The following is a 15,986-nucleotide window of genomic DNA, read 5'->3' as shown; positions in this document are numbered from 1 at the left end:
TCCTTATTATGTTAAGTAGGCGCTAAACTATCATCGTCGAGATAAACCCTTTCATCATAGCGCTGAGCTGTAACTTTTACTCTATCAGTTGATGAAGGTTTAATATCTGTTATTAATACATTGTTACACCAGCGGCTAGCAATGCCAAACATAAATAAAGGTGGTTCTATTGAGCCATCGAAGACAGGCTCAAAGTCTAGCGCTTCATTTATAACAACTTCATTGCTTGTTGAGCCTATTGATGCTGTATAAGGACCTGATAATGTACCGTCTGGTTTTCTAAGAGCCAATACATGTGACTGACCACTTTGCCATTTTAGTTCTACATTTACATATACTGAATTACCAATAATGTACTCAACAACTCCTGACTGCTCGTAACCAGGTATATCATCAGCTAGTGCACAGTAATCAAGATAACTCGAATTAAGTGCATCCATTTCAGTTGTGAAGTTAAAAGTAGTTCGACGGTATCGGCGAGTTCGACGCTCACGCATACCATATTGATAGGCTTTATCTCTGTTTGTAATTCCAAATGCACGGATCTTATCTGGGTTGATACCCAAGTCACCTGGTAACAAACAAAGCACTGTTTCAGACTTCCAAGTGACAGGGCTGAAGTATTCGACTTCAATACCATCATGCTCATCATCATCGATTAGTTTTATATCTCTTTCTAATAGTCCGATATAGTTATCAGGCTGATACATATGTTTGTGAATAGTACGTGGTTGGTCACGAACTGGTAAAATCTTACCGTAATCTAATACGGGTTTTGCAAAGCCAGGTGCTAAGACTCTTTTTAAAACCGCAAATAATGTACTGCCAGTATCAAACACGGCATTAAACTCATCACCCCGGTTATGCCAAATAGTATGCAAAGCTTCTAGCTCATCTAAACCTATTTTATCTTGGCTATGTCCGGCGCTTTGAATCACGTGCGCGAAGAAAGGAGCAATATCAGTCGTTGGCTTAGGTTCACTCCAAACACCATTTTCATACACAGGTAAAATTCGTGTTGGTATCACATTAAACTTATTCTCAGCTGAACCTGCTAATGCATTAGTACCACGAATTTTAACTGCGATTGTAGTAGCTCCAGGATAACTGGTAGCGCTAGCTAACTCGGCTTTTAATCCTGTCCAGAAAACATCATCAAAAATACGAGTATCATCAGTAGCTGCCGTGAAACGCTTAACTCTAACTTCTGGCCTCATCTTAGAAGGCAAATTTATAGGGATAGTTTCACCGAGCTCATCGTTTGTACTGTTAGAAAATATGTGGATCATCGATGTCCAGACACTGGTATTTTCATTCCTATATTCGATCCAAACCTCAACGACTTTATTTAAAATATTACCATCGTCATCTAACTCGCCTAAGCCTTGAGGCAGTTTAAAATCCAGCCAAATTTTATTTGTTTTCTCACCAGCGGGACACGCGAAAAATGGGCCGCTAAACTCACCATCACCACCTAAATATTCAACACTCACAATAGCAGTTGAGTTAGTTTCTTCGATAAATTCAAGCCAAGTGCTATCACTAAAACCTGAAGAAGTCACTTTCTGCACAAGACTTCCCAATGAATGCTTTGTTATAAGTCGATAATCACCATCATTTTGCCCTTCAAAAGTATTGCTAATAGATAAAATTTCATCTAGTTCAAAAGGAGGTGTAACCTTAAACCTTATTGGCCTATTTAATTCAGCATCGAATTCTTCATAATGAACAATAATCTTATCGTCTTTAAACGAGTAAATATATCTACCGTTTTCACCACCTGTATTTGTTGTTTTACCTTTCAGCTCGATACCAGCACTACCTGATGTAGAACCTACTTCACTTGATGTAAAAACATTTCTATGTGCTTCATGACCACTAACATCTTCTCCTGGACCAAAAACTTGATAGTCGATATCGCCTACATAACGGCTAACTGGAGTATTTGCTATTAAGATATTCTCATCTAATAACTCATAACTGCCTTTACCTACGCACAACATTAAATAAAGCCATTGTTCATTATTAATGTATTCTTTGCGGGGCATAGTTAAGTAATCAGGAAACACCTTGTGATGGCCAGCGTTCTCAGGGATAACTCCCATAAGCTTTGGTTTGTTTCCTTGAGTATTGACGTCATAAATAGAGCTGCCATCAGGCGTAGTACTGTTGTAATTATCAGGAATTTGGTTAGTCGCGTAAATTGCTACACCCACAGCTACAACAGCGATTATTGCATAAGCGATAGCTGCAGCACCTTTAGCTTCAACAATTAGCTTTACATCATCACCTCTATTTAAAGTGGTTGTTTTAAATTCACTAGGATGAACTTCTCTACTATTTATAAAAGCACTAAAGAGTGGTGTATCTGACTCAACATAATCAGGCACGTTTGAAACAAGCCATTGATGTAATGTTTCACCTTCATTACCTTTACAAGGCTCAAATAGAGTAAGGTCTAATTTGTTAGGATATACATTTATATCAACCTGCGTATTCATACACTTCAACCTCACTAAAAAGCCTTTTAAAAACACTTATTCTAACAAACGATGCACCATGTTTTTTACATGTATGTAGCACATGAATTTCGCCATCTACGTCAACACACACCCCCATATGCACGAGGTTTGTACCTGTAAAACCGCATATCACCGCACCTGGTTTTACAGCACATACCTCGAACTTTTCAACTAAGAGTGAATATGCACCTGTAAACTCTGCTTTATGTTCAGAGCGAACATGACCAAAAGAAGTAAAAAGCGGTAGGTTATATATATGATGAAGAACTAGGCGAGTTAAACCCCAACAGTCTAGTCCCTTCATTGTTCTGCCGCCCTCAATATATGGGACAGTTATGTAATCATTAAGATGGTTCATTTAACTAAAGTACTTTAAGCCTGGCGCAAAATCTGGTGTGTATCGGTCAGTTGGCCAAGCTGCATTTACTAAGTCGTTAAACGATGCTACAACGTTAACTCTTAGAGCATTGGCTTTTACACTCACTGCGGTCATTTTGAGTGCTTGTTCGCCTGGCTCATCTAAATAGCTAGCTGTATAAACACGGTAAGTTACCTTTATCTTGTCACCTGCTTCAAATGCAGTCTCAACTACCTGTAAAGACTGGCCAGTGATATTGTCTAATTGAAACTGTAAATCTTGGCGGCCTTTTACTGAGCGCTCAGGTAAAGAAACCCCTAATGTGCAAGCTTCAAAGTCAACCATCTCACCACCTTCAATTCCGGCGGTAACATCATCATAACCAGAGCAAACACGGATCACCCCAAACGAAGGGGCTTGCAATTCTAATGTATGAATTGGCAAGTCATTCGTTGGGGCACTAGCGTAAAGGGTTTGGAGTACTTGGCTCATGATGGATTTACTCCTGAAATATTCAAGTGATACTTAGTTTATTTAAAGTCAATTATCGGCAAAACTGCCTTTGCTATTATCTTGCTACCAGTATCATTCCAGTGGCTACCCTCATTCGTAAATGTATTACCATTTTTACCACTCGCCACAGTCGCTTTCTTTAAATCACCATGAATAGCTATTGCTGCATCAACCCAACGTTCAGCTGCATTTATGCAAATGACTTCAGGGTGATTTTCAATAACCCACTGATGAGCTAATGTGAATTTATCCAGCGCTGTTAATATTTTTCCATCTCCTTGTTCGCTAAATTTAAGTGAGCCATCATCATCAATGCCACCAAAATTCCATGCAATTGAGCTTGTAAACATCGCTATTTCAGGATTCAAACCAAAATAAGATGAACGCTCTTTCATACTTAATTCATAATTAGGATCAAAAACAAAGTGGTTTGTTAAGCGTTCCCAATAATCAACTGTGCTATAGCTATTACTGCCAGATGCTCCATCATTATGAATAGGCAACTCAAAGAACATTAAGTCAGGTTTAAAACTCCAAACTTCATTATCAGCAAAACGTGGAAGACCAAGCTCTGTTTGTGCTTGTGTATTATGACTGCCACGAGCGGCATTGATGTACGTTATCATGTACTCTCTTGGTGACCATTCAACACCCCAATACATAAAGCGACCACCAGAACCGCTGTTACTAACAATCACATTTTTTACTTCACTTCGACTGTCGATAAGTGCAGATTTACAACGCATCTTTAATCGCTTTTGATATGTTGTATTTCCTTTGGATGTTATAGTTCTATTTACATAAGTGTTATCACTTGCCTTTGGAACACTTACGCTACGTTGCTGTGGTTCAGCTTCACGCATTGAAAATATAAAACCATTTGCTTCAACCCATTGACCACTTTCATTTAAAACTTCCATTTTTCCGTCGCCTTCTGCAATTGTAACCTTGGCGGTTTCTGTTGCAGTAGTATCGGTTCGATATATAAAGTTGAACTGCCAAGCGTTAATTGGCACGTAAAATGATACCGAAGCTCCTAAATCTTGAGAGTACTTAGTTAAACCATTGCGATATGGACCATCGTCCCACTCTGGTAAATTTGAAGATAAAGAAAACCTACCATTTTCAATGAAAAATCCACTGTCATATCGTCGATATTGTTGTAGGTCCCAACGAACTTTATCCCAAAATAGTGACGCGAAGTTATTGCTATGCATTAAAGGTGGTCTAAATTTAGCGTCATCATGAGCTGTACAGTGTTCTGTTGACCTCGCGGTTAGAGAAGTACCTGTATTAACAACAACCAAATCTTTATCACGTTTTAACCAATGCTTCCTGAAAACAGGTAGCTTCTCAGATAGATAACTTCCATTATCAGCCTCAACAAATTTATACCAAGCATCTGGATTAAGGGTTGCGCTTACAGGGGCAGTAGCTTTGCTAGGTAAAAGTTCCTCTTTTATTGTCGTCTTTTTTTGATATTTCTCATACTTTGTCGGAACTTCACCTCTTTCAAGTTGAGCATTACCATTAAGTGAGGTGCTTTCAGGTGCGTTGTTGAATTTATGTAGATTTAAGACAGCGTGCGTAATCCCCATCCCTAACGGAACGAGAAAAGCTTTTCCAATGCCAGATACTGGAGTTACGAAAATAATATTATCAACTACGTTTGTGTTAATAAGCTGCTTCCCAGATAAGTAACCACCTTGACCATAAATAGCATCGCCAGAAGCAACATACCATTCCCCCTCTTCCACTGGTATTGCTTCACTACATGCGATACCTAATCCATCAGGTACAAAAGCTTTAGCTCCTGATGAATAACGATTTACATAGTCAACTAGCATCGGGTTAATTAGATTGTGACTACCAACTTTGAAAATGAAGTCATCATCTGAAAAAAAGGATGGATCTGGAAATGATTCTGGTTTTAGGGTCAGCATTTTATTATATGCTGTATACGTAAAAGGCGTGTCTCCCTTATTAAACTGAACATTGCCTTTTAATGTATTGTAAGGTAAGTCACCAGTAACAAATAAGTTTAAAATAACATATTTAACATTATATCCTGTCGGAACAGTGAATATATAATTCTGCTCTTCAGTTAATGTCATTTTGAAATCTGACAACTCTGAAATTGCTGTTATAGATCCATTTGAATTAAACAAACCAATTTTCGAATCAACTAACGAGTTAGCACTGTATTCCTCTCCACCTATAGAATAAGTCATTCCTTCTTCAACAGGGATAAAGTCACTCGCAACAAGCTTTGTGCCGTCTGCATTTTGTAGCTTATTACTACCAGGAGAAAAACGTTTAGTCCACTGAGTTTTATCTATATCAAGCAAGTTCTTAGAAAACAAAATTAGTGCTTGTTCGATAAAATCAAAAGTGGCCAGTTCTTGACTATTCTCAATTGCAGCAAGAGGTAACCTACGTTGGTATGGAGAGTATTCAGTTTTGTCAGTGCCTTCCTCTAGTTGAAATGTTTCATCAAAACCTTCATCCCAATTACCTGTAATATTAATAGCAACATATTTAATTCCCTGACCTACGGGAACTGTAAATGGGTTGCCTTGTATTTGACCCACTGCCGCTTCATCTTGTCGTGATGTAAAGTAACCACCCGCTCCAATACCATCACCACCAGATTGCACGTAAGTTTTTCCCTCTTCAACAGGGATAAAGCCACTTACACGATATGAATCGGATATAAATATTTTATTAAGACCAGGGCTATAATAATAGCCAGCACGAATCTCTGACTTGTCAACGAGGTTTTTTGAGTCAATTTTTAAAATATCATTTTTGACAAATTCCCAGACCGCATTTGCTGTTACAGCATTAACAATATCAAATTTATCAAATTGTTTTGATGCAGTACTAAAGTTGCTTTTAATCCAAGCCGAATCCTTCCATCCATATAAACCACTGTTTAATGGGTCAGGATCATTCCAAACTTCCGCTAGAGCAGCATTCGCTGGTGCACCAGCGGCGTCCATTTCTGCCTTAGTTTCAAATGCTAATCTACCTTGAACCATAGCTTGAATTGCTGAAAACTTGTCTCTGATAGCCTTTGAAATACTATCTTTTGTTATGCCATTAACTTGTACTGTTTCATCATCATCACCTGATAAAATAGTATTCAACTGACCAAGTAAGGTCTCAAGCTCTGTAACTAAACTAAAAAATGACTTGGCCACTTTAATTCTCCTGATATGTACTCAAGGCGCTTTGAACACCATTCACAAACTCTTCTAGCGTGTTCGGTGCTAGCGCATTTATAGCCGCCTCTTCCTCACTCGCTGCTTTATATTCTTTAATTTCAATCTGCGCCTGGTATTGCCACACCAAAGCGCTTATTGGTTTCATGTTCTCTAGTGGATCTTTCATAAACCGCACATGATGCTTAACAACGCCTCGAGGCGTTAAAATATCCATCAAAAACCAGTCAATTAAATTCACTCCATGATCAACAAAACCTTCAAACACTGTCGCTTCGTCTTTTCTCAAGCGCCAAGTTGCTTCCATATGAGTTGGTACACTTAAATGCTTACGGCGCTGGCGTGCTCGGCCAGTGCTCATTTCTGTCCGAAGAATGTTTGGTTGTCGTTTATAAGCTGCATCTTTTAAACGTGGTAAAGGCAGCAAACTTGGGAAATTGATCATCTTAGGTTCCCGTGCGCTGCATATTTGGATAAGTGCGTTCTAACACTTCAGACATAGGGCCACCACCTCGAATGTCAGCAACAAATAGGTTAATTTGTTCGTCGCCATTTTCTGAGCGGTTTTTCTCGTATGTGCCAGCACGGCTTGCATCTTCAACAAGTCTTATTACTACATTTACGTTAGTTGCTCCTGCTGCAGTGCCGGCAGTTCCTGCCGCTTTCATTTGGCTAGGGTTAAACACACGGCCACCATTACCGCCCGCTAAATAATGTTTACCATTTAGCTCTACAAGCTCAGGCGTATTGCGCTCACCAATCTCAATCAGCTTGTTACTATTGGTGTAACCGCCATATTGGAAACCAGGTGGTTTTTGATCTCTTATAGATTTAACTTGAGCCAAACCAAGGCCAGTAATCACACCCGCAGCAATTGGTCCAGCAATTGGCCCCAATTCAAGTGCCGCAGCTGCAGCTGTATAGGTACTCATTAAAGCCTTAGCAATATTCAGTGTTTGCTGAACTTTAAAAGCCTTTTTACTGTGCGTTGCATATTGGCCAGCTAGGTTCTCACCAATTTCTAAACCAATGGCAACACGGTCATTACCACTGGCACGATCAAAATCAACGAACTGCTGGACTACTTGGCCATAGTTACCTGCATATCTAAGTTGAACAGCGCGTTTACGGTCTTCATGCGCAGCCTCTTCAGCTTCAATACGGCTATGAAACCCTTGCAACTCAGCAATTTCAGTTTCATATCTATCACGACGAATTTGGTCTTCACGTTGGCGGGCTTCATTCTGGCGCTGTATTTCACGCGCTTGTTTGTCTGATTCAAGTTTTTCTAATGCGGCATCACGTTGCTGGCGAAGCTGTAGCTCAATTTCAGCATAACGAGCAGAGTCTTTGCCTTGCTCATCGAGGGCATTTCTAGCTATCTCTGTACGACGAGTATAAGACTGACGAATACGATCTTCTTCAGTCAATAGGTCTTCTGTTAACTGCGTAAAGTCTTTTTCAATATCCGCTTGTTTGTTTTTTTCATCAATTAAGCTGGCAAGGTTACGCAGTTCTTGTTGTTGCTGGGGTAATAACTTGGCGTATTTACCGCTGGCAATTTCATAATTAAGTTTTTCAAGCTCAGTGTTTTTACCTAGCAAGGCTAAGCGCTGCTGGTAAGAGGCATTCGCTTTTTGAAAAGCAGAAAGGTCACTCGAGCTTTGCTCAGGGTTTTTGTTAGGTTCCGTCGGCGCTGTAAATTTAACCTTACCTAAATTAGCCTCAAAGTTAGCTAACTCTGAATTACTATTTAAAAGTTCAGCACGTAAAGCAGCCTGATTTTTAATATAACTTTCAAGGCTTCTAATCTGACGACTATAAGCAGATGCAGCACGGCCTGTACTTGCAGACTCCTCTTGTTTTTTAAGCTCTGCAATTTTCTCGTACGCTTCTTGGATCTTAACTGTGTATTTATTAATTTGATTTTGATTAGAACGGATCTGAGTCGTTACTTTCTTATTACCCAAAGAGTCAAATGCAGCGCTTAGGTCATATACATTATCAGCAAGGGCTTTCGTCTTTGGCGTGGCCTCTTCATTTGATTTCGCAAACTCATAAATCCCCCAAGCAGCCAACATCACTAAACCTGCAGGACCACCGAGTAAACGCATCGTGCCACTTAAAGCTCTAAGCGCTATATTGGCATTACGTGCTGCAGCTGCGTGGGCAACCTTTGTAGCTATTGCATTTTTTTCAGCTGCTGAGTGCGCAAGAGTTGCTTTTGTAGCGTTAGCTTCAGCTGCTGTAAGAGCTATTATACTCCCCGTTAACTTAGCCGTTACCTGGGCTTTTCTCAGTGAAGCTTGAGTTGAGGCTACTTCAGCCGCAGTTCGCTTCACTGTCTCTTTTGCTGAAAGTACATCAGCAGCAGTGCGCTTTACTGTCTCTTGTAATAAACGGGCCTCAGCAATACTTGCTTGTACAAAACCCGCAGCACTGGCAGCAAGGCTTGAAGCTAAACGCCCACCAATAACAGTAGCCAGTGCAGTAGCTGCAGTTGTTATGTCTTCAACAAGCTCTTGATTAGTTGTTAGCTCTTTTAAAACACTTGTCACCGTATCAATTGTTGGCACTAGTGCTGCACTAACAGGCTGCTCAATACGATTAACTAATTGCTCATAGGCTGTTTGAGTTCGATTAAGCGCCGCAGGAATAGTACCTGCAATTCTTTGTGCTGCGCCTTCATAATCATCAAAAGCCTTAATAAGCGTTTCTTTAAAGAACTGGCTGCTAACTTTCCCATCAACAACCATTTGCCTAAATCCACCAGACACAAGGCCCGCCGCTTTATCTAAGCTTTGCAATAAACCAGGTAAAGGCTCTGTTATTTGGTTAAGTTCTTCTGCACGCAAAGTGCCTGCACTAAAACCTTGAGCCATACCATAAAGTGATTGCCCTAATTGAGTAGAATCAGCGCCCAGTTTACTAGCTACATTACTCATGCCTTCAAGCAATTGCTTACTTTCAGTATCGGTAACAATCCCGCTATTTCGCAGAGTTAATAACTTGCTGTAGCTATCAGCCATTGTTGAATACACTTGGTTGTGCTTATTACTTGTTGCTATCAAGTAATTCTGCACTTGGGCGTATTCTTGGCTTGATGTGGTTAGCCCTTGCAAACGGGCATTAAGTAGTTGGATCTGACCAATGTTTTGCACTTGCTGCTGTGCAAAATTAAGAGCCATAAAGCCACCAACAGCAGTGGCAAGGCTGGTATAACTGCGGGCAACACTATTATTACTAGACTCAAGCGCACGATTTTGCGCAACTTGCTGCTGCGCTTGTCGTTGTAACGAGCGTATATCGTTTGTATTCGTACGCGTACCCTGGCTAATTGCTTTGCCATCGTACAGTACTTTTAAACTTAAGTTATATCTGCTCATGCTGCTCTCGTGCTGCGTTCATTGCTTCTACTTCTAACACCTGAATTTTTTTAAAAATATCAGGGGTAATGTTTAACTCAGCTAGCCGCCAAGCGACTTCAGCATTGCAATAATCAAGGCCGCGTCCTTCTCCTTGCCATTGTGTTTCAACCATTAAAAACGCATTTACTGCTTCAGCATTACAGCTGTACAAATCAAAATGTTTCTCTTTGTTTTGCGCTTTTACTTGGTCAATGACTTCCTTGGGTGCTTTTTGCTGGGTTAAAACTTCAAGTAAATGTTTGGTGTCGGGGTGTTCGTCGGCTACCCAATAGCGGGCAGCCTCTAGTAGTTTTTTCTGCCAGCCACAGCTACAGCCACAAAATAGGCATCAAGCACAGCAGTTCGCCACCAACTCACTTTTAAACATTTAGCTAAGTTGTCATCGTTAAATGGCAATGGCTCATTACCTTCATCAACAAAGTCATCGCCCCAGTCAACTAGCACGCGCTTAATCATTTCGTGGTCGCCACTTTCGGCAAGCGCTTCATTTGCGTCATCATCAAGTAGTTTAAATTCAGCGGTAAACTCGTGGCTGTTGCCATCAAAGGTAAACTTAACGGGCTGCTTAACTTGCACGTTCTGCATTGTCACAATTGAAAAAGCCATTGTTTTCTCCTGGTGTAAAAGTGTTTTAAAACGAATTAATCAAGTAACAGGCTAAACTCGTCATTGCCTGTTTGCGGTAAAATAGCTAGGGCCATTTCAAGCTCTGCTTTTTTAGTGCGCTCAACATACTTAGGCTGTTTCACTTGCACTTTAGGGCAGCTAATCGTTACGCGGTGACCACCTGCAGGGCCGTGCTTAATTTGCAGATTGCCGGTTGTCGAATCTTTTGCTCGAGTAAAAAAGTCAATATCAGCCACATTAGGCGCAGCAATATTGACCGAACCAGACATTGCGCGGTCTAAAAACTCAATCTTTGCCGTAGTAAGCGTTGGATCAAACTCCACTTCGTTGCCTGCATCGATGCTAAGTTTCGACGGCACAACTTCGAAGCCATGTAATAAAAAGTCAGTGGTGCGTCCTGCGCCCAGCGGAATAGGTTTAGGCCATGCACTAAAGTCGGCGGTTGGTAATGCGTTATCTTCAGGCGCAACATAAAGGCCTTTAAAATCGAACGATAAATAAGGAATGCCTTTTTCAAGCTCAATACTCACATTGCCTTGTGCACCTAACAAAGTGTGCTTATTACGGCCAAGCTGAAAGTGCATAGCCACTGATTCAGGTGCATCTGAAATAGGTGTGTACTCAACACTGGTATCAGCCACAATAACTTCAGCCATACCACAGGCGCGCATTAATGGCCCCCACGCTGGGGCAACGCCTAATGTGCCACTGCCTACCAGTTCAACTTTAAAACTGATACCCGCATATTCATTCGTAAACATGCTTTCTTCAGCGCCTAAGTAAGGCGTATTTAAACCGCGCTCAACTTCCTCACCTTCAAGTGGGCGTAGCTCAATATCTTTAGTTAGCATGGCAAGCATTGCACCAGGCAACGTGCCATACGTTTGTTCAATTGCCGCTAACAGGCTGGTTTGTGACCATTTCATTTGCTTGCACCTTTGTCTTCAACTTTGTTCGCTTGCTTTTTAGCTTTGCTCTCAGGCTGTGTTCTGGCCACGAGCTTCAACTTACCTTTGGCGTCTTTTATATAGCTGCCGCCTTGGCTTGGCTTTTCGTTCATGCTGCTCTCCTAACTACTTACATTCACTGTTAAACGCATACGCGCCTGATGACACAACACACCACAGAACATCACTGGCGAGTGGTCATCTAAAATCAGCCCTGTGTCGTCGCCTTCGTCCAGGTCATCAACCAAATCATTAAGTAATGGATCACCTGCAAATGCGTCATCTAAAGATTCAATGGCATTTTCAAAGTGCTCTTGGCTATCTTCGTCATCTACAAAGCTCTTTAAAAAAACCACATCAAAGGTATAAGTAACCGTTGTTCTAGTGGCGTACGGGTTTTGGCGTTTACGGCGCTTTAATCGGATATACCCGCCACTAATGCCATCACCTTGGGCATACATGGCTTTTAGCTCTTGAGTGTTTTTGCTAAAGCGCTCTTTTTTATAAAAGGTGCCTACATTCGCACTATTGAGCACATTCAAAATCGCCGTTCTTACCTGGTTAAGCATTTGCGCCACCCAACTTATTAATCATCAACTTCATTGCTTCGTTAAACCGTGCCTGTATATATGGCTCACTGGCTTCAAGCCCTTCTTTAAACATCAACTTGCCAGTCGTACCACGCGCATTAATTTTCAATGCAATCAATGTCGCTACTCGTTCTGCTTCATCACCTTCAAGGCTAAGTACCGCCTCAACCCAATTCACTAAGGGTTCAATTGGTGGCATATGTGGTTTAGTGCCAAGCTCTACGGCTTCAGCGTAAAGCTTGCTAGTACCTACATAACCAATACTCACAGCTGGGTTTATTAAAACTTCACTATTAATACTGGCGGCTAAATGACCACCATCGCCGCTACCCAAAGGGGTTCTACTAACTACTTGATACTGTGCGTAAGCCACCGACTCATTCATTGCGCTCGAGAGCTGCTCTTGCACCATTGCTGGTGAGTGCTGCCAAAGCTCAGTCAATGCATCAAAGCACTTTGCTGTAATTCGCACAGGCATTAGCGCAACCGTTGGCGCTTAGGCAGTTGCACAGCCTTACCATGCGCACTGCTTTTATTGTCATTAACGACAACCGCCGCATACTGGCTGCGGTAACCGTTGGCGATGCGTCTGAAACTGTCGGCTTTAGTGCCGTGGTCAACGCTATCGCTTGAAATCGTACTGTTATCATCGTTGGCGTAATACGTGGCCAACTTATCAATGCAGCTTGCCGCTGCGAGTTTTAAACAGGCATCCACATGCTCTGCAGCAATCTCATCGATACCCGTATCTTTTTGGTACTTCGCCAGCATATCGGCATAGGCACTGGCAATTTCATCAGCGCTTAAAATGCCTGCTTGGTCTTGTACATAAGCTGGGAGTCTGTCTGCATACATAGTTAAAACACCTTATAAAGCGCATCCGTGCGCAACCGTGTCATCTAATCACCAGAGGAACCAAGGAATTAAAGAACCAGCGCTTTAGTCGCACCACGGAAGTCAGTACACTGACCACCATAAATATGGCGCATCTTCATTGTGGTTTGGTCGTTCGTGAACACAGTGCCCACGTTTTGCATGTCTTGTGTGAAAATCTCAGGGTTTTCCATGCCGTCTAAAAAGCCCATTTCAAAGTTGGCAAGCTCACTAGGGTCGGTCATTAAGCCCCAATCATTTGGATCAGTCGCACCAGGCACACGCAGAATTTCAAGGTTTAATTGCTGCGCAAAACCCTTGTCGTTATTTTGCATGCGTTGGAACAAGTCAAAGGCTGCATCTACATTACCCAGCGAGCACAACAAGAACGCTGGCTCAATTTCTAGCATCTCGCCTGTATCAAGCTCTTGCTGATTCATAATGGCGCGCCAATGCACCATTAACTCTTCCTGGCTTAGTGCTGTACTAAACAAGTTGTTATGATCAGCATGGAACAGTGCTTTGCCATCTGGGGCATTGCGGTTGTTTAGGTAGAAATCCCACGCAAACTTGCTAAGTGTGCGCGCAGCGGCACGAGCCAGCTTATTAGGAATTTGCGTAATGATGTTGCGGTCATCATTTTTAATCATTTCCATAGTAATGGTTGCTAAGCCACCTTTTTTGCTAACGCGATACTTCGCATTGCTATCGGTAGGTTTCGCAAGTTCTGGGTAAGCACCACTTTCAAGTACTTCTTGTAGGTCGCCATAGCCACCCCATTCAGTCACATTCTGATCTTTAAAATCAGTCGCAGTAGCAACACGGAATACTTTGCGCCATAGCTGGTACTTTTCTAAGCTGCCATACACTTCAACTACTCGGCGGTTTACAACATCGGCCAGCACATTAGGTAAGCTATCGCTATCAAGTGCTTCGACCATTCGCGTGCGGCTACAGTCGTTTAAACGACCTGTACAGTGCTTATCCCCCGTCAAATCAATGTAAGCTTCTTTTAAGCTCACTACGTCTTTATTAGCCGGATCAAATAGTGCAGTAAGCAGCTCTACACCGCTTGGGTTATCGGAGTATTGCGCGCCTTCAGGCATGTTCACTTTGCCCGACTCAGTAAACTTGCTTAAATAGCTAATCTCATTATCAATCAGCTTTTGCACCTTATCAGTGCTTACGTCTTCGCTGCTTTGCACGCTTTCTACCAAGCGCGTTTTGGCGGCGTCTGGCAAAGTCGACTTATTAATTAAAGCCACAGCACTTTGCTTTGCTTCAACCAAACGCTGGCTGTCTGCAATCACTTTGTTTACGTCTGCAAGTGTTAAACCTTTACCTTGGCCTGCATCAGGGGCACCGTGTTTAGCCAGTGCTTCAGTTAATTGCACAATGGCTGTTTCATCATCTTCAGCTGTCACAGATGCTGCAAGCTGAGGGTTCGATTTTTTAAGCGCTTCGAGTAGGCGCATTAGTTGTTCATTCATGACATTGCCTTGATTATGAGCTTCTTTAAATGACACGATCCGACCACCTGCACCAGGTACCATGATCAAATCGACGGAATTAACTTTGAGGAACTTCTTAGCTGTGCGGCTGCCCTTTTTACCAGAGGCCGTACCGTCCACATCAATACTTAAACCAAACAGGTCTTGCATATTGTTATCAACGGCTTCGCGCAATTTAGTGGCATAACCCGAGCTTTCAAGCACAGTTAAATCAGCCTGCAGTGCACCTTTTTTACCTGCGCCAACACCTTCAACAAATTGTGCATTGCTGAACTGGCCAATCAGGTTATTAAAGTGTTGGGCAGTGCCTTTAAGATGGTCGTCATCAGACTTAACCATGCACTTAGCACCGTTAAACAAAGGGGCTGCTTCACGCAGAACGTGGGCAGGATAGTCAACACCATTTAAGCTTTTACCCACCTCAATCAAGGTCACTAAAAACTTACTAGGTTTAACATTACTGGCTTCAATAAACTTAGTTTCGTCATACCAGGCTTCTGTTAACTTAACCACGTCAGAGGGCTTGTACTCTTTGACGACTTCAATGGCGTTTTCAAACGTCACCTGATTTAACTCACTCACCGCATAAGGGTATGCCCAGTAGCGGCCATCTTTACGAACAACCACTTTGTCAGCATAAAAAGCTGTAATATCAACCCAGCTATCACGCGAGTTAGTTGCCAGCAACTTACGCAGCTCTGCAGTCACAAGCGTCATCACATCGTGATAATCAGATGATTTAGCCTCAACAAATGCGCGATTGCCTAAAAAGCCGGTTCCTGTTGGTAAAAGGGTCAACATAATTTAGCCCCTTACTTAGCCGCAGCTTTAGCTGGCGCTTTTTTTGTTGCTGTAGCGTCTTTTTCAGCTTGCTCTAAAAGTGCTTTAGCTTCTGCTTTGGCCTTGGCAATAATAGCTTCTGCTTCATCAGCGGCAGCTTTGGCCTTTGCTGCCGCTTCTTGTTCTGCTTTAGCTAGCAATGCTTGAGCAGCATCATCAGAGGCGTGTGCAAGCTCACTGGTATTCTCACCATCACTGGCAAGTACCGCTTTAGCAAGGTCTGCAACAGCAAGTACACCTTCAACACGTTGGCCTGCTTTAGTTAACGCTTTAACAACGCCTGTTTCGCGTTCAACTTTATAGTCGAACACTTCATCTGGCTTAACTTGGCGGGTTTGTTTTTTGGTAAGCGTGTTGCCACGTTCATCGGTTTTAGGTTTATTATCGTCGTCTAAGTCAACGACTTCTTCGTATAGCTCAAGCGCTTTAGATGCAATTTCTAAAACAGCATGGCCTTTAGTAAGTAAAGCAAAAAGACTCATTATGTTGCCCTCAATGGTTGTGAATATGGCTAATGAGTCTTTAAGGTAAGGGGTTTTGTTGAAGGGCTAAA

At 42.0% G+C, this 15,986-nt stretch carries 15 protein-coding genes; all 15 read right to left on the bottom strand.

The features are described 5' to 3' along the window. Positions 1–11: 11 nt before the first annotated feature. A complete protein-coding gene (locus QL229_RS07585; protein WP_281546698.1) occupies positions 12–2,501 on the bottom strand; it encodes a host specificity factor TipJ family phage tail protein in 2,490 nt (829 codons plus the stop codon). Continuing rightward, a complete protein-coding gene (locus tag QL229_RS07580; protein WP_348649178.1) occupies positions 2,485–2,880 on the bottom strand; it encodes an NlpC/P60 family protein in 396 nt (131 codons plus the stop codon). Before QL229_RS07580 ends, QL229_RS07585 begins: the two co-directional genes overlap by 17 nt. Continuing rightward, on the bottom strand, positions 2,881–3,372 hold the full coding sequence (locus QL229_RS07575) for a DUF1833 family protein (RefSeq protein WP_281546696.1): 492 nt from the start codon (positions 3,370–3,372) through the stop codon (positions 2,881–2,883). It abuts the gene before it with no gap. A 38-nt stretch (positions 3,373–3,410) separates the two neighbouring features. Continuing rightward, positions 3,411–6,596 (bottom strand): hypothetical protein, encoded by a 3,186-nt coding sequence (locus QL229_RS07570; RefSeq protein ID WP_281546695.1) that lies wholly within the window; start codon positions 6,594–6,596, stop codon positions 3,411–3,413. Position 6,597: 1 nt separating this feature from the next. After that, the gene (locus QL229_RS07565; RefSeq protein ID WP_281546694.1) at positions 6,598–7,062 is read right to left on the bottom strand and encodes a hypothetical protein; all 465 of its coding nucleotides are present in this window, start codon (positions 7,060–7,062) and stop codon (positions 6,598–6,600) included. Between the two features lies 1 nt (position 7,063). Further along, positions 7,064–10,003, bottom strand: a complete 2,940-nt coding sequence (locus QL229_RS07560) for a tape measure protein (RefSeq protein ID WP_281546693.1) — start codon at positions 10,001–10,003, stop codon at positions 7,064–7,066. Then, a complete protein-coding gene (locus QL229_RS07555; protein ID WP_348649176.1) occupies positions 9,990–10,157 on the bottom strand; it encodes a hypothetical protein in 168 nt (55 codons plus the stop codon). The genes QL229_RS07560 and QL229_RS07555 overlap by 14 nt, the downstream gene beginning before the upstream one ends. A 170-nt stretch (positions 10,158–10,327) precedes the next feature. Beyond that, on the bottom strand, positions 10,328–10,651 hold the full coding sequence (locus QL229_RS07550) for a hypothetical protein (protein WP_281546692.1): 324 nt from the start codon (positions 10,649–10,651) through the stop codon (positions 10,328–10,330). Positions 10,652–10,686: 35 nt separating this feature from the next. Continuing rightward, on the bottom strand, positions 10,687–11,598 hold the full coding sequence (locus QL229_RS07545; protein ID WP_253039571.1) for a phage tail tube protein: 912 nt from the start codon (positions 11,596–11,598) through the stop codon (positions 10,687–10,689). After that, complete coding sequence (locus QL229_RS07540; protein WP_281546691.1) at positions 11,595–11,732, bottom strand: hypothetical protein; 138 nt, start codon at positions 11,730–11,732, stop codon at positions 11,595–11,597. Before QL229_RS07540 ends, QL229_RS07545 begins: the two co-directional genes overlap by 4 nt. 9 nt (positions 11,733–11,741) lie before the next feature. Next, positions 11,742–12,188 (bottom strand): hypothetical protein, encoded by a 447-nt coding sequence (locus QL229_RS07535; protein ID WP_188730622.1) that lies wholly within the window; start codon positions 12,186–12,188, stop codon positions 11,742–11,744. Continuing rightward, positions 12,181–12,687 (bottom strand): hypothetical protein, encoded by a 507-nt coding sequence (locus QL229_RS07530; protein WP_281546690.1) that lies wholly within the window; start codon positions 12,685–12,687, stop codon positions 12,181–12,183. Before QL229_RS07530 ends, QL229_RS07535 begins: the two co-directional genes overlap by 8 nt. Beyond that, the gene (locus QL229_RS07525) at positions 12,687–13,064 is read right to left on the bottom strand and encodes a hypothetical protein (RefSeq protein ID WP_281546689.1); all 378 of its coding nucleotides are present in this window, start codon (positions 13,062–13,064) and stop codon (positions 12,687–12,689) included. The genes QL229_RS07530 and QL229_RS07525 overlap by 1 nt, the downstream gene beginning before the upstream one ends. Positions 13,065–13,132: 68 nt before the next feature. Then, positions 13,133–15,394: a hypothetical protein gene (locus QL229_RS07520; RefSeq protein ID WP_281546688.1), complete on the bottom strand. Its 2,262-nt coding sequence runs from the start codon at positions 15,392–15,394 to the stop codon at positions 13,133–13,135. Positions 15,395–15,405: 11 nt separating this feature from the next. Continuing rightward, a complete protein-coding gene (locus tag QL229_RS07515; protein WP_281546687.1) occupies positions 15,406–15,915 on the bottom strand; it encodes a hypothetical protein in 510 nt (169 codons plus the stop codon). Between the last annotated feature and the right edge of the window lie 71 nt (positions 15,916–15,986).

It is taken from the genome of Pseudoalteromonas sp. PAR1, from assembly GCF_947311895.1.
Classification (GTDB): Bacteria; Pseudomonadota; Gammaproteobacteria; order Enterobacterales; family Alteromonadaceae; genus Pseudoalteromonas; species Pseudoalteromonas lipolytica_C.
Note: the sequence above shows the minus strand (reverse complement) of the source record. Positions and strands in the feature narration are given on the sequence as shown.